Annotated in this window: 19 protein-coding genes; 4 read left to right on the forward strand and 15 right to left on the reverse strand. The window is 48.6% G+C overall.

Annotation, left to right across the window (positions count from 1 at the left end):
• Nucleotides 1–186 precede the first annotated feature (186 nt).
• The gene (gene trxA / locus Q5L94_RS06370; protein ID WP_011235588.1) at nucleotides 187–513 is read right to left on the reverse strand and encodes a thioredoxin TrxA; all 327 of its coding nucleotides are present in this window, start codon (nucleotides 511–513) and stop codon (nucleotides 187–189) included.
• Nucleotides 514–604: 91 nt separating this feature from the next.
• Between trxA and rhlB the strand changes: the two genes are divergently transcribed.
• Together rhlB and Q5L94_RS06380 are read left to right on the forward strand one after the other, a co-directional pair.
• The gene (gene rhlB, locus Q5L94_RS06375) at nucleotides 605–1,885 is read left to right on the forward strand and encodes an ATP-dependent RNA helicase RhlB (protein WP_317497614.1); all 1,281 of its coding nucleotides are present in this window, start codon (nucleotides 605–607) and stop codon (nucleotides 1,883–1,885) included.
• Nucleotide 1,886: 1 nt separating this feature from the next.
• Nucleotides 1,887–2,813, forward strand: a complete 927-nt coding sequence (locus Q5L94_RS06380) for a Ppx/GppA family phosphatase (RefSeq protein ID WP_317497615.1) — start codon at nucleotides 1,887–1,889, stop codon at nucleotides 2,811–2,813.
• Here Q5L94_RS06380 and hemB read toward each other — a convergent pair.
• Genes hemB through trmH form a run of 11 tightly spaced genes read right to left on the reverse strand, consistent with a single transcriptional unit; the run spans nucleotide 2,810 to nucleotide 13,544 of the window.
• A complete protein-coding gene (gene hemB, locus Q5L94_RS06385) occupies nucleotides 2,810–3,817 on the reverse strand; it encodes a porphobilinogen synthase (protein ID WP_317497616.1) in 1,008 nt (335 codons plus the stop codon). The two genes, Q5L94_RS06380 and hemB, sit on opposite strands and share 4 nt — an antisense overlap.
• Before the next feature lie 17 nt (nucleotides 3,818–3,834).
• On the reverse strand, nucleotides 3,835–5,613 hold the full coding sequence (locus Q5L94_RS06390; RefSeq protein ID WP_317497617.1) for a diguanylate cyclase: 1,779 nt from the start codon (nucleotides 5,611–5,613) through the stop codon (nucleotides 3,835–3,837).
• The gene (locus Q5L94_RS06395) at nucleotides 5,606–6,397 is read right to left on the reverse strand and encodes a TatD family hydrolase (protein WP_317497618.1); all 792 of its coding nucleotides are present in this window, start codon (nucleotides 6,395–6,397) and stop codon (nucleotides 5,606–5,608) included. Before Q5L94_RS06395 ends, Q5L94_RS06390 begins: the two co-directional genes overlap by 8 nt.
• The gene (tatC, locus tag Q5L94_RS06400) at nucleotides 6,387–7,121 is read right to left on the reverse strand and encodes a twin-arginine translocase subunit TatC (protein WP_317497619.1); all 735 of its coding nucleotides are present in this window, start codon (nucleotides 7,119–7,121) and stop codon (nucleotides 6,387–6,389) included. The genes Q5L94_RS06395 and tatC overlap by 11 nt, the downstream gene beginning before the upstream one ends.
• Complete coding sequence (gene tatB, locus Q5L94_RS06405) at nucleotides 7,114–7,464, reverse strand: Sec-independent protein translocase protein TatB (protein ID WP_317497620.1); 351 nt, start codon at nucleotides 7,462–7,464, stop codon at nucleotides 7,114–7,116. Before tatB ends, tatC begins: the two co-directional genes overlap by 8 nt.
• On the reverse strand, nucleotides 7,465–7,686 hold the full coding sequence (gene tatA / locus Q5L94_RS06410) for a twin-arginine translocase TatA/TatE family subunit (RefSeq protein ID WP_317497621.1): 222 nt from the start codon (nucleotides 7,684–7,686) through the stop codon (nucleotides 7,465–7,467).
• A 20-nt stretch (nucleotides 7,687–7,706) separates the two neighbouring features.
• Nucleotides 7,707–9,368: a ubiquinone biosynthesis regulatory protein kinase UbiB gene (gene ubiB, locus Q5L94_RS06415; protein WP_317497785.1), complete on the reverse strand. Its 1,662-nt coding sequence runs from the start codon at nucleotides 9,366–9,368 to the stop codon at nucleotides 7,707–7,709.
• A 2-nt stretch (nucleotides 9,369–9,370) separates the two neighbouring features.
• A complete protein-coding gene (locus tag Q5L94_RS06420) occupies nucleotides 9,371–9,976 on the reverse strand; it encodes an SCP2 domain-containing protein (protein ID WP_317497622.1) in 606 nt (201 codons plus the stop codon).
• Nucleotides 9,976–10,731 carry a bifunctional demethylmenaquinone methyltransferase/2-methoxy-6-polyprenyl-1,4-benzoquinol methylase UbiE gene (gene ubiE, locus Q5L94_RS06425; protein WP_317497623.1) on the reverse strand — a complete coding sequence of 252 codons (756 nt, stop codon included), beginning with the start codon at nucleotides 10,729–10,731 and terminating at the stop codon, nucleotides 9,976–9,978. Before ubiE ends, Q5L94_RS06420 begins: the two co-directional genes overlap by 1 nt.
• Before the next feature lie 41 nt (nucleotides 10,732–10,772).
• Nucleotides 10,773–12,854 (reverse strand): ATP-dependent DNA helicase RecG, encoded by a 2,082-nt coding sequence (gene recG, locus Q5L94_RS06430; RefSeq protein ID WP_317497624.1) that lies wholly within the window; start codon nucleotides 12,852–12,854, stop codon nucleotides 10,773–10,775.
• 9 nt (nucleotides 12,855–12,863) lie between these two features.
• The gene (gene trmH, locus Q5L94_RS06435; RefSeq protein WP_317497625.1) at nucleotides 12,864–13,544 is read right to left on the reverse strand and encodes a tRNA (guanosine(18)-2'-O)-methyltransferase TrmH; all 681 of its coding nucleotides are present in this window, start codon (nucleotides 13,542–13,544) and stop codon (nucleotides 12,864–12,866) included.
• Nucleotides 13,545–13,640: 96 nt separating this feature from the next.
• Here trmH and Q5L94_RS06440 point away from each other — a divergent pair, with 96 nt between their 5' ends.
• On the forward strand, nucleotides 13,641–14,849 hold the full coding sequence (locus Q5L94_RS06440) for an EAL and HDOD domain-containing protein (protein ID WP_317497626.1): 1,209 nt from the start codon (nucleotides 13,641–13,643) through the stop codon (nucleotides 14,847–14,849).
• 5 nt (nucleotides 14,850–14,854) lie between these two features.
• Here the strand turns inward: Q5L94_RS06440 and Q5L94_RS06445 are convergent, their stop codons facing one another.
• Nucleotides 14,855–16,384 carry a bifunctional GNAT family N-acetyltransferase/carbon-nitrogen hydrolase family protein gene (locus Q5L94_RS06445; protein ID WP_317497627.1) on the reverse strand — a complete coding sequence of 510 codons (1,530 nt, stop codon included), beginning with the start codon at nucleotides 16,382–16,384 and terminating at the stop codon, nucleotides 14,855–14,857.
• 122 nt (nucleotides 16,385–16,506) lie between these two features.
• Between Q5L94_RS06445 and Q5L94_RS06450 the strand changes: the two genes are divergently transcribed.
• Nucleotides 16,507–17,847, forward strand: coding sequence for a Na+/H+ antiporter NhaC family protein (locus tag Q5L94_RS06450; protein WP_317497628.1), 1,341 nt, complete (start codon nucleotides 16,507–16,509; stop codon nucleotides 17,845–17,847).
• On the opposite strand, the gene Q5L94_RS06455 is transcribed toward Q5L94_RS06450, so the two are convergent.
• Together Q5L94_RS06455 and spoT are read right to left on the reverse strand one after the other, a co-directional pair.
• Entirely contained in the window at nucleotides 17,848–18,240 is a 393-nt protein-coding gene (locus Q5L94_RS06455; RefSeq protein ID WP_317497629.1) for a RidA family protein, read from the reverse strand.
• 1 nt (nucleotide 18,241) lies between these two features.
• Nucleotides 18,242–20,347 carry a bifunctional GTP diphosphokinase/guanosine-3',5'-bis pyrophosphate 3'-pyrophosphohydrolase gene (spoT, locus tag Q5L94_RS06460; protein ID WP_317497630.1) on the reverse strand — a complete coding sequence of 702 codons (2,106 nt, stop codon included), beginning with the start codon at nucleotides 20,345–20,347 and terminating at the stop codon, nucleotides 18,242–18,244.
• Between the last annotated feature and the right edge of the window lie 42 nt (nucleotides 20,348–20,389).

The following is a 20,389-nucleotide window of genomic DNA, read 5'->3' on the forward strand; positions in this document are numbered from 1 at the left end:
ACAATTGGAACTTTCGGAATTCGCGAAGTGCGAAACCAGAAACAGACGTTTCATTTAAAAACAGGCTAACCGGTGGAGTTGGTGAACCCGAATGAACAGTTAATGAGCAGAAGTTATCACCAAAAAAGCGATTCGTCCAGTTTTCTCAACAAAAACGGCGCTTAACACGCCGTTTTTTGACAATCATTAAATGTGCTGGTCTAAAAACTCAGTCAGTTGAGCACGTGATAATGCGCCCACTTTCGTTCCGACAACTTCGCCGCCTTTAAACAACAGTAACGTTGGAATGCCACGAATATTGTATTTAGGTGGGGTTTGTTCATTGTGGTCGACGTTCAGCTTACCAATAACTAATTTATCAGCGTACTCGCTGGCAATGTCATCAAGAATAGGTGCTACCATTTTACATGGCCCACACCACTCAGCCCAAAAGTCGACTAATACGGGTTTATCGGAATTTATGACATCAGCATCAAAACTGTCATCACTTAGCTGAACTATTACGTCACTCATGGTACTCTCCGCTACTTTCTTCGCGTGGAAATATTAGAATAGTATTATTTCTGTTTTTGAATACAAGCGCAAACTGATATGCTTATAACTTATGACTAAAAAACATCTTACAGAAACTCGCTTTGCTGATTTGGCGCTTCACCCCAAAATCCAGCAAGCAATATCCAGTGCCGGATTTGAGTATTGTACTCCAATTCAGGCGTTAAGTCTGCCCGTTGCTCTGTCTAACCGCGATGTTGCTGGTCAGGCTCAGACAGGTACAGGCAAAACCTTGGCATTTCTGCTGGCTACTTTCAACCGCTTAATGCAGAACGAATCGTCCGAAAAAACCGAATCGGGCCCACGCGCACTGATTATGGCACCGACTCGGGAACTCGCTATTCAAATAGCGCACGATGCTAATGCCCTTATTGAGCATTGCGGCTTGAAAATGGGCGTGATTTACGGCGGCGAAGGCTACGAAGGTCAAAAAGAACAACTAGCGGCACAACCAGACATACTGGTCGGTACCACTGGTCGCCTTATCGACTTTTATAAGCAGGGTCTATTCAGTCTTAAAGACATTGAAGTTGTGGTGCTGGACGAAGCCGACCGCATGTTCGATCTTGGCTTTATTGATGACATTCGCTATTTATTGCAAAAAATGCCGGATCCATCCAAGCGGCTGAATCTGCTGTTCTCTGCAACATTGTCTTATCGTGTGCAGGAACTGGCTTACGAGCATATGAATGCACCGACTAAACTCGAAGTGGAGCCGTTACAAAAAACGGCGACAAGGGTAACTGAAGAACTGTTTTATCCTTCTAAGCCAGAAAAGTTTCCGCTATTACTTACGCTGATTGAGGAAGACTGGCCGGATAAAGCCATTGTTTTCGCCAACACCAAGCACGGTTGCGAAAAGGTACATGGCTGGTTAGTCGCAAACGAACACCGCGCAGGTCTGTTAACTGGCGATGTTCCGCAGAAAAAGCGCTTACGCATTCTGGAAGACTTCGCCGAAGGAAAGCTCGACTTTCTAGTCGCTACCGATGTCGCCGCACGTGGCCTGCATATTCCTGAAGTGACTCATGTGTATAACTTCGACTTACCGGATGACTGCGAAGATTATGTTCACCGTATAGGCCGCACAGGTCGTGCAGGAGAGAGTGGCGCCGCAATAAGCCTGGCGTGTGAAGAGTACGTATACAATTTACCGGCTATTGAAGACTACATTGGTCACACCATTCCGGTCACCAAATACGATGGCGATGCTCTGCTGTCTGATTTGCGACGTCCACGTCCAATTCAGCGCCGTCGTCGCCATAACTCAGGCGGAGGAGGCAAGGGCAAACCTCGCGGCCGTCGCTCAGGGCCTCCGCGCAACGCGTCGTAATATGCCAGCCAAAAAGCGCAAACTTGCTGCCATCGACATGGGATCCAACAGTTTCCACCTGTTGATGGCAGAAGTTTCAATGACGGGCTTCTTTCCTAAGCCCCGGATTCTTTCCCAGCGTAAACAGAAAGTTCGTCTAGCCGACGGCTTGGGCGACAATGACAGCATAGACGACGCTGCCATTTCCCGTGGCATAGATTGTCTTACTCTGTTTGCCAAAGAGCTGAAACGCTTCCAGCCCTTTGCAGTAAAAGCGGTAGCAACTGCAGCGCTGCGCAAAGCCAGTAATCAGAAAGAACTTCTTGCGCGCTTTGAGTCGACATTAGGCTTCCCTATTGAAGTTATTACCGGCGAGCGTGAAGCTGAATTCATTTATGCGGGAGTTTGTAGTGCGTCGCAATGCCGGGATAACGTTCTGGTTATTGATATTGGCGGTGCAAGTACAGAGGTTGTCGCCGGTAATGGAACCCAGGCTAATGTGCTTAACAGTCTGGATATGGGCTGTGTGGTGTTTCAAAACCGTTTCTTTAAAGATGGACAAATTACCCCGGATAACGTAGAGCTAGCTATTCAGGCCGCTACGAAGCTTATTACGCTCTACGCCGCTGATTATAAGCAACATGGTTGGCTGCGGGTTCTTGGCGCATCAGGTACTTTTCGTGCACTTACCGAAATAGCGGCGGCGGAAAAACAGCCAGGGCTTAGTCAAAGCTGGTTAAGTGAACTGATTCAGCGTTGTATCCGGCAGGGGCAAATTGAGCGTCTGAATTTTGCCGGATTACGTGATGACCGCCGCGCTGTTCTAATGGGCGGAATCACCATACTTTTGGCTGTGCTGAAGGTACTTAGTGTGAGCGATTTTGAAGTGACTTCCGGCGCGTTACGCGAGGGTTTACTCGCGCAACTTGCCAATGAAATTACGGCTTAGCGTTTATTCGTTGTAAGACGTTCAGCTACCGATTTTGCAAAATACGTTAAAATACCGTCAGCACCGGCTCGTTTGAAACCCAGCAAACTTTCTTCAATAACGTCCTGACCCAGCCAGCCATTTTTAATGGCAGCCTGGAGCATGGCGTATTCACCACTGACCTGGTACGCAAAAGTCGGCACGCCAAAAGTGTCTTTTGCACGGCGTACAATGTCCAAATAAGGCATGCCCGGCTTCACCATCACCATGTCAGCGCCTTCCTGTATATCCAGTCCAATTTCCTGCAGGGCTTCGTCTGAATTAGCCGGGTCCATCTGATAGGTCTTTTTGTCAGCCCCTTTCAGGTTTCCGGCAGAGCCGACCGCGTCGCGGAATGGGCCGTAAAACGCGCTGGCATATTTAGCCGAATACGCCATAATTTGAGTGTTGATAAAGCCTTCAGCTTCCAGTGCTGAACGAATAGCGCCAATGCGCCCGTCCATCATGTCCGACGGAGCTACAACATCTACTCCGGCTCGCGCGTGAGACACTGCCTGCTTTACCAAAACCTCAGTGGTAACGTCATTGATCACGTAACCGCTGCCATCAAGAATGCCGTCTTGCCCGTGAGTTGTAAAAGGATCCAAAGCCACATCGGTCATTACGCCTAGCTCCGGAAACTTGGCTTTTATGGCTTTGACCGCACGCTGAGCCAGACCGTTCTCATCATAAGCCGCTTCAGCCATCTCCGACTTAGCTGAAGCAGGCGTTACCGGGAATAAAGCAACCATAGGAATACCGAATTCAACCAACTGAGCGCATTCTTGCAACAACAGATCGATACTCACACGGTCAACGCCAGGCATTGAACTGACCTGCTCACGCTGGTTCTCACCTTCGAGAACAAACATAGGGTAAATTAAATCGTCCACGCTCAACTGGTTTTCTGCCACCAGCCGCCGGCTAAAATCGTGGCGGCGTAAACGTCTTAGGCGTCTGCCCGGAAAAGCACCTTGATTTGTCATTCTTCACTCCTGATGGGTTACTGCACCGCTAATCTGTCGCGGCCTTTATGTTTGGCGGCATATAGCGCATCGTCTGCGGCTTTAAAAATTTCATCCACATTATCAAAAATACGCACGCTGGTGGAGATCACACCAATACTCAGCGTGATCTTAAGCAAGCCGGCATCGGTTTTAAACTCGGTATTACGAACCTTTTCCAGCAACTGACTGGCAAAAGTTTCCGCCTCCTGAAGGTCGGTTTCCGGCAAGATAATGGCAAACTCTTCACCACCATAACGACAGACAATATCCCCGGCTCGCTTAGCGTGTTGCTGCATTAATTTTGCCAGCTGTTGCAAAATCTGGTCTCCAGCAAGGTGACCATAGGTATCGTTCACGGGTTTAAAGTGGTCGACGTCAATCATTAATAACGCAAGCGGTAACTCGCGCCGCAGTGTGCGCCGCAGCTCACGTTCCAGGTGCTGCTGAAAATAACGGCGGTTATGCAAGCCAGTCAAAGGATCTTCGATGCTCTTCTGCTCCAGTTCAGTATTAACGTCCTGAAGTTCGCGTAACGCAATTTGTAGCTCAAAAGTGCGTTCATCGACACTCTCTTCCAGCTCGCGGTTATGACGTTGCTCAGCCTGTAGGCGCTCTTTACGTTGTTCGCTGTAGCGTACGGCCAGAACCCAGGAGAGCAGCAAAATTTCAATGCCTGACCCTATCATGATGGCATGACGCTGAATAAACATGCTGTCGATAATTCCAAGATAACCCAACGAGTTAGCGACCACAGAAATTAGCAAACTGCACCAGGCAAGAGTGAAGATACGCGCATATAAAAAGCCCTTACGCCAAAGATACACGCCAACCAGCAGCAAAAATAGACAACCAGGAATAGCCAGGCTCAGCAGGATGTGAATACTGACCCGATAACTGGCAAAAATAGCAATTAATAGGCTGACGGCTGAGAGGAAGGCCATCACCATTAGCCCGCGACCCCAGGTGTATCGGTAACGTTTTAGTTCGAGGAGCTGATAAGCAAAAAAGGCAGCGGTTAGAAAGGTGAGACTGCCAAATATTGGAATTCCTTTATCCTGTAAATACAGGGAGTTAGGCCATAAGTAATGAAAGCCAAGCCCCTCTAATGACAACATCAAGCCGGCAAAAAATAGCGTGTAAAGCGAATACACACCAAATTCAGGCTCGCGCGACGCAATAAAACCGAAAAGGTTATAAACCGCCATACAAAGCAGTACACCAAAGTAAATTCCTTCGGCAATACGACGGTTCATTTGCGTCTCAAAAAAATCAGCTTCGGTACGTACAGCGATAGGCAGGCGCATTGAGCTTTGCGTATTAGTTTTAATATAAATTTCACCGCCGATGTCGGTGGGTAAAGGAACCGCAAATTCTGACGTTGGTATTGGACGCTCATTGAACGGCAAAGTGTCACCCATCCGATAAGTTCTTACCCCCTCCGGGCTCATGATATAAACGGTCAGTTCATCGAGCAAAGGGTAGGCAATATGCAAAATACGGTCATAAGGTTTAGCATCGAGTTTAAAACGAAACCAATATTCATCACTGGTGTAACCAAAGGATGCCCGGTCTGTATCGAGTTTGCGCCAATCAGTTGAAGGTAAGTTTTTTGCGGTTTCTAAGTCCAGATTTTGCTGGCTGTTAGTGTATTCAATTGCCAGCTCTGACTGGCTTTCGGGAAGTATTTGCGCCACAGCAGCGGATGCAGAAAAAAGCAGAGCCACGAGAACCAAAAATAGCCACTGCAATGCACTTACTCCGGAAGCTTTAGTCACTGTTCTCTCCCAGCCCGAAAAACCGTTCCGTATTCGCATAGGTCAGCTCGGCTAAATGCTGTACCGACACCTCAAGATAGTTGGCCAGAGCCTCCCCAACTACCGGCAAAAGCGCAGGCTCATTCATTTTAGGTCGCGGCTTCAGCCCCCGCGGTAATAAAAACGGCGCATCCGTTTCAAGTACCAGCCTGTTCAGAGGCAGGTAAGGCAAAGCTGACACCAGTTCTTGGTTACGTCGCTCATCACACACCCAGCCGGTAATGCCAAACCAATGGCCTCGCTCAGCATAACGGTTCAGCGCTTCGGCGCCACCGGTAAAGCAGTGAGTTAAGCAGGGCGTTGAGTCATCACAATACTGGTTTAACAGCTCTATTTGGCGGTCAATTGCATCGCGTTCGTGCAAATACAGTGGAAGATTTAACTCATTAGCCAGCTCAATTTGAGCAACGAATACCTTTTCCTGTGCATCGCGGGGAGAAAAATTCCGGTTAAAATCCAGACCGCATTCACCAATAGCGACAACACAGGGCTGTCCGGCCAATTCCCGTAACTGTTTTTTGTAATTCGCTGACACCTCGCCGGCGTCGTGAGGGTGAATACCCACGGTCATCAGCAACTTGTCAGGAAACTGCTGGCACAATTTAACGGCTTGCTCCGCCTCTTCAATAGAGGTTGATATAATCAACTGCTTTTGCACATTAGCCTGCTCGGCACGAGCCATCACTCCGTCCAGATCGCTCAACAACCGTTTGTTGGTTAAATTGACACCGGCATCAAACCACATCGTCGTCTTCCTGTTGGGTGGGTGTATACCAACGGCTAACTTGTAAACCTAACTCAAACAACAACCACATAGGTATTGCCAGTAACGTTTGGGAAATAACATCGGGAGGGGTTAGCAACATACCAATAGCGAACGCACCAACAATAATATAAGGCCGTTTTTTTGCCAATGATTCGCGGGTGCAGGTGCCGGTCCAGATCAGCAGCATAATGGCAACCGGCGTTTCAAAGGCAATACCAAAGGCAACGAAAATCGCCAGAATAAAGTCCAGATAGCGGGAAATGTCGGTAGCAACAGTGACCCCCTCCGGCGCAGCACTACTGAAAAATGCCATGGCAAGAGGCAGAACCACAAAATAGGCAAAGGCAATACCGGCATAAAACAACAACGTGCTGGTAGCCAGCAGCGGAATGACCAGGCGCTTCTCGCGACCATACAAGCCCGGTGCGATAAAACCCCATATTTGCCACAGTAAATAGGGAACGCTAAGCGCCAGCGCCACAACCAGCGTTAACTTAAAAGGGGTGAAAAAAGGTGCGGCAACGTCTGTGGCGATCATTTGCGAGCCCACCGGCATGTTCATCAGTAGCGGCTGGGCGACAAAATGGTAAATGTCATTGGCAAAGTAAGCGAGCGCTGCGAACACAACCAGAATAACCAACACCGAGCGTAATAGCCGGTTTCTGAGCTCCAGCAAGTGATTTAATAAAGGGGAGTCACTCATTACCTTTACCCACATCGGTTCCGGTTTTTTCTTTGGGTTTCGAATCTGGCTTAGAATAGGGTCGCTGAACCTCTTCTGCCGCACTTCTTAATTCGACTAGCGAGCGTTGCAGTTCCGGACTTAAATTTTCAAGGTCCTGACTCTCGGCTTGTTTCAAATGTTCGTGCAGCTCTTTAATCCGCAATTCGTGGTCAAGCTCGTTTTGTACTTTTTGAGAATACTGTTTAATACTCGACAGGGTTCTCTGAAAGCCGCGAATAGCCGAAGGCAGGCGCTCGGGACCAAGCACCAGCAGACCGACTATCGCAATAAGTAATAACTCCCAGAAACCAATATCGAACATTTAAGATTTCCCGGATTTGTCCGAATTCGATTTATTGTCATGTTCTTCTTTGTGCTGCAAAGAGTCGTCTTTCTCTTTGCTGTCATCTTCGTCGCCCATAGACTTTTTAAAGCCTTTTACCGCATTACCTAAGTCTGAACCCAGGCCACGCAGACGCTTGGTGCCAAACAGCAATACAACAATGACCAACAAGATGAGTAACTGCCAAGGTGATACACCCATGTTATTTCCTACCGTTTAAGTTAAACAAATTCACTATTCTTTGTTTTCGGACGAGTCCGCCAGGCCATAAGGCCCAAAAGAACCGTGACAATACCCGCTCCAATAGTCACGTCTGAAAGCTCAGTCTGATTCCAGAGCAATGTCGTACAAATTAAGCCGCTGCCCGTTAACACTGTCCAGAAAAGCGACGTCGATGCTTGTCTTTGAGTTAGCAATTGCTGCTTACGTAACTCTCGCTCGCGCTCATCAATATTATGTTGTTGGCGAAGGTTTTCATACAGCATCATTGGCATTTCCGGCAATTTTTCCGCCCAGTACGGCGCGTTTTCTTTTACCGACCGCACAATTGCACGCCAACCTAACTGCTCCTTCATCCAGCGCTCAAGGAAAGGTTTGGCCGTTTTCCATAAGTCCAGTTCCGGGTACAACTGACGCCCCAAACCTTCAATGTACAAAAGGGTTTTCTGTAGCAAAACCAACTGCGGCTGTACTTCCATCTCGAAGCGTCGAGCTGTATTGAATAAGTTAACCAACACATGTCCGAACGAGATATCCGCTAACGGTTTCTCAAAAATAGGTTCACAAACCGTTCTTATGGCCGACTCAAACTCTTCAATATTGGTGTGTTTGGGTACCCAGCCTGAATCAACGTGTAGTTCTGCCACTTTTCGGTAATCGCGGTTAAAAAATGCCAAAAAGTTTTCAGCTAAATAACGTTTGTCGTCGCGGTTTAAAGTTCCGACAATACCAAAATCAATACCGATGTAGCGCGGGTTCAATGGATCATCTTTCGCCACAAAAATGTTGCCAGGGTGCATGTCGGCATGAAAAAAGCTGTCGCGGAACACTTGAGTGAAAAAGACTTCAACACCCCGCTCTGCCAGTTTTTTCATATCTACGCCGCGGGCTTTCAGTGTAGCAATATCGCTCACCGGAATGCCGTCAATACGCTCCATGACCATCACGTTGTGGCGACTGTAGTCACTGTAAACCACCGGAATATAAAGCAAGTCTGAGTTTTCAAAGTTGCGTTTGAGCTGTATCGCGTTCCCGGCTTCGCGCATTAAGTCCAGCTCATCCAGCAAGGTTTTGCGGTACTCTTTCACTACTTCTTTAGGCTTTAAGCGCCGCCCGTCCGGCAAATGGTGCGCAGCTACCGACGCCAGGGTTTCCATCAACTGCAGGTCGGCGTTAATCGTTTCACGAATATCCGGACGAATAACTTTTATGACAATATCCGTTAGCTCACCGTCTCTGGTTTTCAGTTTCCCAGTGTGCACCTGAGCAATTGACGCCGAGGCTAAAGGCGTTGTGTCAAAATCTGTGAAACAGTCGTTAATGCTCTGCAAACCTAAGGACTTTTCGATAATACGCTGTGCGGCATGACCGTCGAAAGGAGGCACTTTGTCCTGCAGGCGTGCCAGCTCAATTGCAATATCAGGCGGTAATAAGTCGCGGCGGGTTGAGAGCATTTGGCCGAACTTGACCCAGACCGGGCCAAGCTCTTCCAGTGCCAGTCTTAAACGCACACCGGCAGGTTTGTCTTTATGCTTATTGGGTAACCAGAAAAAAGCATGGCGGCCTAAACGAATCGTCCAGGGCAACCAACGCGCAGGGATGAGATCATCTAGCCCGTAACTCAGTAGTGTTTTGGTAATTTTGTAAAAGCGACGCGTCCGCATCATTAACCCTTCTTATCACGACACTGGCGTTCAAGGCGCTCGATTTGAGCCCGCAGCTGTTGTAAATCGGTTTTAAACTGGTCAAATTCAGCTCTTACCGGTAATAATTTCTTCTCTTCGGTCAACACACCATGCACCCAGCGCTGCTGCTGTTGCCAGTGTGTTTTCACCTGCTCGCGGCTGCGTCGCCACAGCTTACCCAGCCAGTAGGCAGGCGCATCACCAACGGATTTCGCGAGCTCGGCTTCCCAGTCAACATTTAACGACTTAAACAAACTGACCACTTGTTGCGCCAGCATGGGGTCACCATCAATATCCAGTAAGTCTGCTTTTATCAGGCGCGTGAGGTTAGCGGTATCCTGCAGCTCCGGTATGACACCCATTTCTGTTGCGATACGGCAGTCTACGTCGCTGTCATCGGAGGTACTGAGCTGAACACCGTGGGCATCGACACTCACAGTGACTTCAAAGGGCAGCTCCTTCAGATGAAAGCGCAGGCGCTTGCCGTCTAACCGCTGCAAACGTTCCGCCGATTCCGGGTCCCGGTGCAGCACATTGTTTGCTAACTTCTCGACCAACAAAATTGGAATAAGCGGTAATAACGTCATCAGAACTTATACCCTCGGTGTAGTGCGACCACGCCACCAGTCATGTTCTGGTAGTCGACTTTTTCGTAGCCAGCAGCTTCCATCATTGACTTCAGTGTTTCCTGGTCCGGGTGCATACGAATAGACTCCGCCAAATACTGGTAGCTGTCAGAGTCGTTAGCAACAACCTGGCCCATTTTTGGCAAAATATTGAACGAATAAAAGTCATACACCTGATTCAAGGTAGCCGATACCGGCTTAGAAAACTCAAGTATCAGTAGCCGACCGCCAGGTTTCAGTACCCGCAGCATAGAGCGTAAAGCTTTGTCTTTGTCGGTCACATTGCGCAAACCAAAAGCAATGGTAATAACGTCGAACGTATTGTCATCAAAAGGCAACTCTTCGGCATCAGCCTGCACATAACGAACATTACCGATAACACCAATGTCACGCAGCTTGTCACGACCCACTTTCAGCATGGCGTCGTTAATATCGGCCAGCACAACCTCGCCCTCAGCACCGACACGGCGTGAGAACTGTGCCGTTAAATCGCCGGTTCCGCCGGCAATATCCAATACTTTCATACCACGGCGAGCACCACTGCAATCAATGGTATAACGCTTCCATAAACGATGAATACCCAACGACATTAAGTCGTTCATAACATCGTATTTTGCCGCTACCGATTGAAAGACATCAGCAACCAAGTTTTTTTTCTGATTACGGGCGACTTTTTGGTACCCAAAATCAATGGATTCTTCGTTTTTATCGTTCATTTAACTATCCCGAACTGATTTTGTACTAGTGTACTTGATGATCACACCTGAGCATAGTGATCACGACGCGGTAACCAACGTTCAATTAGCGCTTCTGCGCTTTGCGGATAATACTCTAATACGTGCTGAGCAATATTTTGGGCTTCTGGTATTAACGCTTCATCGCGCTCTAAGTCGGCCACTTTTAATTCCGCTAACCCGGTCTGCCGATGACCCAGCAATTCACCCGGCCCACGAATTTCCAGATCGCGCTGCGCAATCACGAAACCGTCGTTACTTTCGCGTAAAACACCCAGACGCTGTTGCGCTGTTTGCGATAACGGACTGTGATACAACAGCACGCAATGGCTGGCTACCGAGCCCCGGCCAACCCGGCCTCGCAACTGGTGTAACTGAGCTAAGCCCAGCCGCTCCGGATTTTCAATGATCATAAGTGACGCGTTGGGAACATCCACTCCAACCTCTATGACCGTCGTTGCGACTAATAGGTCAATATCACCCGCTTTAAACGCCTGCATGACCTGTTCTTTCTGTTCGTGCTTGAGCCGGCCATGCACCAATCCAATACTTAAGCCCGGTAGCTGCTCCTGCAAGTCATTGGCGGTGTCTTCTGCCGCCTGACATTCAAGTACATCGGACTCTTCAATAAGTGTACAGACCCAATACGCCTGACGGCCTTCAGTTGCACAGATCTCTCGCACACGCTCGACAATTTGCTCCCTTCGGGTATCCGGAATGGCGACCGTGGTAACGGGTGTGCGACCGGGTGGTAGTTCATCAATTACCGAGGTGGCAAGATCGGCATAGGCCGTCATAGCCAAAGTTCTCGGGATGGGTGTTGCGGTCATAATCAACTGATGAGGGTGCACACCCGCCTGAACGCCTTTTTCGCGTAATTGTAGCCGTTGGTGCACACCAAAACGGTGCTGTTCGTCAATAATAACCAATGCCAGACGCTGATATTCAACATCCGCCTGAAACAACGCATGGGTGCCAACCAGTAAGTGGATATCCCCTTGTTTTAACTGAGTCAGTAGCTCCCGACGGGCCTTACCTTTCGACTTGCCGCTCAACCAACCGATATTAATGCCCAGCGGCATCAGCCACTGGCTAAAAGTAATGGCGTGCTGCTCAGACAGAAGCTCGGTCGGCGCCATTAAAGCCACCTGATATCCAGCTTCAATGGCTGCCAGAGCACTCAGTGCTGCGACCAGAGTTTTTCCTGAACCGACATCGCCCTGCACTAACCGCATCATTGGCTGGCCTAGTGACATATCGCTGGTAATTTCTTTCACCACTCTTGCCTGCGCGCCAGTGGGTGAAAACGGCAACTGTTTTAAAAATGCCTCTTGTAAAGCACCATTGCCTTTTATAGTAAAGCCCGCCTGAGCCTGCCGGGACTGTCTCAATTGCAATAAACTTAACTGATGCGCAATCAGTTCTTCCGATGCCAGCCGCTGCTGCGCCGGATGCTCCCCTTGCTCCAGTAGGGCCAGAGGAACATCTATCGGTGGCCGGTGCAGAGTCAGAATGGCCTGCTCCAGAGAAAGTTGATGAGGCCTTAAGTTTTCCGGCAAAAGCTCGGGTACAGAGCCGGGCTGAAGGTAAGTTAGTGCCTGCTCGATGATTTTACGCAATAACCCTTGAGTCACACCTTCTGTCATTGGGTAGACCGGCGTCAGGGTCTCCTGCATAGTCAATGGCTCCCCCGCTTTGACCACTCGGTATTCCGGGTGGATCATCTCCCAGCCCGTCATGCCACGGCGCACTTCACCAAAAGCTAATAAATGGGTGCCCTGAGAAAATTGTTTTAACTGAGCGGCGCTGAATTGAAAAAAGCGCAGACTGATACTGCCCGTTTCGTCACTGGCCTGACAAATCAGCATGCGCTTACGACCGTACTTGATGTCAGCGTGCCGTACAGTCACCAGAACATTGGTCGCCACACCCGCACGCAAATTTGCAACGTCACTGACCTGGGTACGGTCCTCGTACCGAAGCGGCAGATGCAAAAGTGCATCACTGATAGAGGCTAAGCCCAGCTTGCGCAGCTTAATCGCAACCTTTTCGCCCACGCCTTTCAGTACCGTCAGTGGAATGTGCTGCAGCCCTTTTACCGCCACCTTTGCTCCTTATCTTGCGCGCATCGCCAGCCACCAGGCTTCATCAGCGACAATTTGTCCGTTTTCATCCAGCTCCGGGTAAGGCATATTCTTACGTTTACACGCCTTAGCATAAATCGGATGACCACCTTCAAACAGTATCCGGTGTCGTTCTTCGGCACTCACATGCGCTTTATCGTACAACCCGGCCAGTTCACGCTGACGCTGCGCTTCATACAACATCACCGCGCCAGCCACAGAGACATTCAGTGACTGTACCATGCCTACCATAGGAATCATTACGTGATGATCAGCAATATCCAAAGCTTCGTCGGTGACCCCGTATTTTTCCTGCCCCAGCAGAATAGCGGTTGGTTTGGTGTAGTCCACTTCACGAAAATCCACCGAATGTTCCGAAAGGTGAGTCACTACAACTTGCATGCCTTGTCCATGAGTTGCCTCAAGCGCTTCACCAACGGATTTATGATTGTGGATTTTCACCCAGTTTTGGCTGCCCAGTGCGGTACCACCCGACAAACGCGCCTTTTTGGTCAGCCATATCGCGTGCATTTCATGTACGCCTATCGCGTCTGCTGAGCGAACAACCGCAGATAAATTATGGTTTTTATGCACGTTTTCCATGACAACTGTCAGATCTGGCTGACGTTTGTCTAACATTTGGTTAATTCGTTGATATCGTTCAGGACTCATTGCTTTTTTATGAAAATAGGACTAGATATAAGCAGTATACCCGAGAGAATCGGCCAGAACTAACCCTATGCGCCATCAAGGAAGACAAGAGTAACAATGTCGTACTCCTACATTGCACGACAACCTATTTTAACCAGAGACCAAAAGGTTTTTGGTTACGAACTGCTATTCCGCAACAGCACTGAAAACAGCTTCCCGAATATTGATCCTAACGAAGCCACTTCTAAACTGCTTTTGCAGCAGCATTTACTGGGCAATATTCAAACGCTTTGTATGGGAAAGCAGGCGTTTATCAATTTTCATGCTCGTACCTTGCTAAATGACTTCCCTTCCTTTCTCAACGCCCGCACCGTTTGGGTAGAGCTGCTGGAAACCGTAGGCGTTGATGCGCCTTTACTGGAAGCATGCAATGCCACTCGCGCAAAAGGTTACCGAATTGCATTGGATGATCATGATTTTGCCGGGCAATGGGAGCCTCTCATTCCCATGATCAACATGGTGAAAGTTGATATCCAGGAGCAAGGTTTAGAGCTTGACGAAAAAATTCGCTTCTTTAAGCAAAAGGGCGTTCCACTGCTCGCGGAGCGGGTTGAAACCCGTGACGAGTTCGAACGTTGCCTGGAGTTAGGCTTTGATTATTTTCAGGGTTTTTTCTTCGAGAAACCCCAAATAGTCCGGCAAAAATCTCTTTCGCCTAACCACATTAGTATGCTGTCATTGTTATCTGAAGCGCATAAGAAAGAGCTCGACTTAGATGCCATACGACAAGCGATTGAGCATGACCTATCACTCACTTATAGCTTACTTAAACTGGTGAACAGCGCTCTCCACGGCGGGCGCAAAAAGATTGAGAATATTCAGCATGCCCTGGTCTATTTGGGTACTACCGAAATTCGTCGTTTTGTTACGCTTGTGGTGTTAGCCAACGTAGCTGCAGGGCAACCCGAAGAACTCACTATAAAATCGGTTACCCGCGCCCGATTCATGGAGTTAGTCACCGTTGAAGTTCTGAGTGAGAAACATCATTCCAGTGCCTTTTTAACGGGTATGCTGTCTTTATTGGATATTATACTGGGACTGTCGATGAACGATGTGCTTAAACAGCTTCCGCTTTCTAAAGACATTACCAAAGCGTTGAAAGCCCGCGAGGGTGTGTGGGGGTATCTGCTGCAAATGACAGAGCTTTATGAGCGCGGCGAGTGGGACGCTCTGGATAAACACCCGCTAAAACAAAAACTGAACGGCACGGACATTGGCCAGCTTTATATCGATGCCAGCCAATGGTGCCGTTTAGCCTTGTTCTAAATGCCCTAGCTCATCCGTTTACGTGACACTTCGTAGATATCCGTACGACGATCTTTTTTATTCGTCACCGAGCCTTCATGGTGCAAATAACGCAGCTCATCCAGATTTAAGTCTGAGAACATTAGCATTTCCGTGTTTGGCGTGGTTTCCGACATGATTGCGTCGTGCGGGAAAGCAAAGTCCGACGGAGAAAATACTGCCGATTGCGCATATTGCACATCCAGACTTTCCACTTCAGGCAAGTTACCGACACTGCCGCAAATCACGACATAACACTCGTTTTCTACCGCACGAGCCTGGGCGCAATGTCGTACACGCAGATAGGCATTACGCGTATCTGTCCAGAACGGTACAAACAGAATTTCTAATCCTTCGTCTGCCATTATGCGACCCAATTCAGGGAACTCCACGTCATAGCAAATTAAAATACCAATGCGTCCGGCATCAGTATCGAACACTTTGACTTCGTTGCCGCCTTCAATAACCCAATCACGCTTTTCGTGCGGGGTAATATGGAGTTTGTACTGCTCTTCTACAGAACCATCGCGACGACACAAATACGAGACGTTATAAATACTATCTCCGTCCTGCACCGGCATCGATCCAGTAATAATATTGACGTTATAGCTAACTGCCATTTGCGACATTTCACGCTTAAACAAATCGGTGTACCCAGCCAGAAAGCGAATCGCATCCATTTGCTGGCTCTGGTCAGTGAGTCCCATTAACGGCGCATTGAAAAACTCAGGAAACACGGCAAAATCACTTTGGTAACCCGACAGAGCATCAACAAAGTATTCCACTTGCTTCAGCAGTTCTTCTACCGACGTCACCGAGCGCATTTGCCACTGCACAGCGCCCACACGAACATTTTGAATACGGGTTGTCAGAATGTTGTCTGAAGGCTCGTACAAAAAGTTATTCCACTCCAGTAAAGTCGCAAAGCCGCGAGATTTCTTATCTTCCGGGAGATACTTGCCCAACAGGCGTTTTACACTAAAGTCATTCGCCAGTTGAAAGGTCAGAATGGGGTCATAAATCTCACGCCGCTGCACTTTATCCAGATACTGACTTGGCGTCAGTTCATTTGCATATTTGTGGTAATTGACAATACGACCACCAGCCAGAATAGCGCGCAGGTTCGCCTGCCGACACAATTCTTTACGTGCATCGTACAAGCGGCGTCCCAGACGGTAACCGCGATACTCCGGGTGAATTAATACATCCAGCCCATAGAGCGCGTCACCTTTTTTATTATTAAGAATCGCCTCTCTGTGACCAATTAAGTCGTCATAGGCGTGAGGATTAGAAAACTTGGTGTAGGCCACCTTAACCGTTAAGGCCACACCGACAATGCGACCATTATCCTCCAGACAAAACTGACCTTCGGAAAAATCTTTTATCAACTTTTCTATGGTGAATTGGCTCCAGGAACCGCCTATGTCTGTGTAGACAGCATCCATTAATTCTTTTAACTGTTCGTAATCTTCCAGCCGCAAATTTCGTATTTGCAAATGCAGTTCATCGGGGCTCATTATCTCTATCCTGATCTAAAGCAACTTTGCCGACAGTTTACACGTAATTGGAATAAGGTTGCATCAGGATAATTAGCTGTATAAACTTCTGGACGTCCAAATAAAAATAAGAAGGCTGACACATGACTAATGCTTCGCCACAACCGGCTAGCGCTAAAGCGCTGTTACCTCTGGCTTTATTCTTGATCCTGTTCTTAGGAACCGGATTGTATTTTCAAAGCGAAGGGGTTGAGTACGCGTTTTACCAATTACCCAGCCCGGTTGCAATTCTGCCGGCAATAGTACTTGGCATTTTGCTGAGTAAGCAGGCATTTGAAGAGCGCATTGACACCTTCGTTGGTGGTGTTGGCGACAATAACATCATAACCATGTGCCTTATTTACTTGCTGGCGGGTGCGTTTTCGACGGTGGCAGAAGCAACCGGCGGCGTCGATGCTATGGTGGCACTGGGACTAAATGTTATTCCGGCTTCTTTCCTGCTGCCCGGCTTGTTTATTATTGCCGGGGTTATCTCTACCGCCATGGGCACCTCTATGGGAACACTGGCAGCGCTTGCTCCAGTGGTTCTGGGCATTGGTGAAGCAACCGATATTAGCTTACCGCTGCTGGCCGGGGTACTTGTTAGTGGTGCCATGTTTGGTGATAACTTGTCCATCATTTCAGACACCACCATTGCCGCAACTCGTACACAAGGCTGTACCATGCGGGACAAATTTCGTGCGAACTTAAAAATTGCGATACCCGCCGCTATCTTTACCGTCATTTGGTTAGTGACATACGATACCAGCCAGGTGCCTTTAGAAATTCCGGAGGCCAATCTATGGCTGTCACTGCCTTATTTCATCATTATTGTTTTAGCCGTTATGGGGCTTAATGTTTTCGCCGTACTCGGACTTGGAATAGTCTTAGCCGCCGCTTTTGGTATGTTCACTGTCGACTACGAATGGGTAGCTTTTAGTCAGGATATCTACGAAGGTTTTGGCAGTATGCAGGAAATCTTCCTGCTGTCGCTGCTCATTGGTGGCTTGTCGGCGTTAATTCGCCAGCAAGGGGGGCTGGCCTTCTTAGCAGGCTTTGTCGAAAGCGCAGCGAATAAAGTCAGCAAACACAAGCAGCGGGCATCAGCTATTGGCGTTGCTGCACTGACCGCTCTAACCAATTTCTGCGTTGCCAACAACACCGTCAGCATTTTATTGGCTGGCGAAGTCAGTAAGCGCCTGGCCAAAGTGGGCAATTTAGCACCACGCCAGAGCGCCAGCTTATTGGATATTTTTGCCTGCGTCGTTCAGGGAGCCTTGCCTTACGGGGCGCAGGCATTGTTGATGGGAGCCAGTTTTAAAATCTCGCCGCTATCGGTCAGTTTGCATACGGGGTATTGCTTTATTCTGGCAGCCGTGGCTATTGCCATTATCATCTGGCGCCGCCCTCTGGAAGACAGAGAGCCGACACCGGAAACCGCCTAATTAGTTGGTACTCGGCAGCTCCATAATACCGTCAATTTCAATTTGCGCGCCTTTCGGTAATTGTTTTACGCCGATAGCCGCGCGAGCCGGATACGGCTGTCTGAAGTGCTTAGCCATCACTTCATTCACAATAGCGAACTGCCCCAGATCGGTCAGGTAAATCTGTACCTTTATCATGTCTTGCAGTTCGCCGCCGGATGCCTCACAAACAGCCGTCAGGTTTTTAAACACCTGCTCGGCCTGAGCAGTAAAGTCTTCACTAACAAGCTCCATACTTTCAGGAACCAGAGGAATCTGTCCGGAAAGATAAACGGTAGTACCAATTTTTACCGCTTGTGAATAAGTGCCAATAGCAGCGGGCGCTTTATCCGTTGAAATAATCACTTTAGACATATTACTTCCTTAAGCGCGTCACGCGCTGAACATCCGGCATTTTACGAATATGACGGATCACATCCGCTAAATGCTTACGGTTTTTTATGGTTAAAGCCACATCAATGAAATAGATGTTGGCGTCAATTTCTTCGGTCTGCAGACCATCAATATTACAGCCAGTAGTGGCTATAGCCGATGTTAATTTAGCCAGAACACCCTGGTTATTGACAATTTCGATACGAATTTCAGAAATAAACTCAGCTTCAGGTTTGTTATCCCACTCGACCGGGAAGTAGCGCCCCGGGTCATCTTCGTGGCCGCGAACGTTTTTACACTCACGACGATGAATGACCAAACCTTTACCCGGACTCACGTGGGCAATGATGTCGTCACCCGGGATAGGCCGGCAGCATTTGGCAAAACTGACGAGTAGACCTTCGGCGCCTTTAATTGAAAGGCTTTTCTGTGAGGCGTTGTCATCTTTTATCGGCTGTAAGTCGCCTAATAGACGCTTCGCAATGGCCACCGACATCATATTGCCCAGGCCAATTTGTTTCAGCAAACTTCCGCGACTATCAATTTTCGTTTCGCGCAGCACCCGGTTAAATTCCGACTCTGGAATTTCGTCATAACTGACTTGCCCGAGCGCTGACCGAAGTAAGCGCTCACCTAATTGTTGCGCTTCGTCAGCTTCCTGACTTTTCAGGTACTGGCGAATTTTCGCCCGGGCTTTACCCGTTACCACAAAGTTTAGCCAGGCAATGTTCGGCCGCGAGTTAGGTGCTGTTTTTATCTCAACCGTTTGCCCGGTTTCCAGCGGTTTACTCAATGAATAGGTACGATGGTTAACTCTTGCACCAATACAGGTGTTACCAACGTCGGTATGAACCGCGTAAGCAAAATCTACTGCCGTAGCGCCTTGAGGCAATTCGGTAATTCGGCCATCCGGACTGAAAACGTATATTTCATCGGGGAATAAATCGGACTTTACGCTTTCAATAAATTCAAAGGAGTTACCGGCACTTTGTTGCAACTCTAACAAGCTTTGCATCCACTTACGTGCACGCACCTGAGCCGTGGTACTGGAGTCGTCCGATTGTTTGTACATCCAATGCGCGGCGACACCGCGGTCGGCCATCAAATCCATCTCTTCGGTACGAATCTGAATTTCTACCGGCACCCCATGCGGACCTTTTAAAGAGGTATGCAAAGACTGGTAACCGTTCGACTTCGGAATAGCAATGTAGTCTTTAAACCGCGTTTCAATGGGTTTATACAAATTGTGCAACGCACCAAGAACCCGATAACAGGTATCGACACTGTCCACAATGACGCGGAAAGCGTAGATGTCCATGACCTGTTCAAACTTCACTTCTTTAGCCTGCATTTTGCGGTAAATACTGTGCAAATGCTTTTCACGGCCGGATACCCGCGCCTGAATATTGTTACCGTCCAGGCGCGAACTGATTTCGCTTTGCACACGCTCTGTAAACTCGCGACGGTTACCGCGGGCACGTCTTACTTCTGACTCAAGCAACTTTCCACGCCAGGGGTACAGCGCCCAGAAGCCCAGTTGCTCCAGTTCATTTTTAATATCGTGCATACCCAGCCGGTGTGCCAACGGAGCATAAATTTCTAAAGTTTCACGGGCAATACGGCGGCGTTTATCGGGGCGCAGATGCTGAATGGTGCGCATATTATGAGTACGATCAGCCAGTTTAATCAGAATAACCCGAATATCCTGCACCATCGCCATAATCATCTTGCGATAGTTTTCGGCCTGGGCTTCTTCTTTAGAGTTAAACTGCAATTTATCCAGTTTAGACACGCCCTCCACTAAACTGGCAACGGTTGCCCCAAAACGCTCGGCCAGATCTTCCCGGCTGGTTTCAGTATCTTCAATAACGTCATGGAGTAAAGCCGCCATTAAGGTTTCGCAATCCAGTCTCATGTCGGCAAGCAGGCTTGCAACCGCAACCGGGTGCGTAATGTAAGGCTCACCGCTGCTGCGTTTTTGCGAACTGTGGGCTTCGTTTGCTACAACAAAGGCATCACGAATACGTTCCACCTGCTCGGACGGAAGATACTCACTAACCTGAGCCTTTAAGCCTTCAAATAAGTACACCAGTTAACTCCCCGGGTAATACCGGACTATGAATATACTTTC

Origin of the sequence: Idiomarina sp. Sol25, from assembly GCF_033052775.1 — a bacterium.
Classification (GTDB): Bacteria; Pseudomonadota; Gammaproteobacteria; order Enterobacterales; family Alteromonadaceae; genus Idiomarina.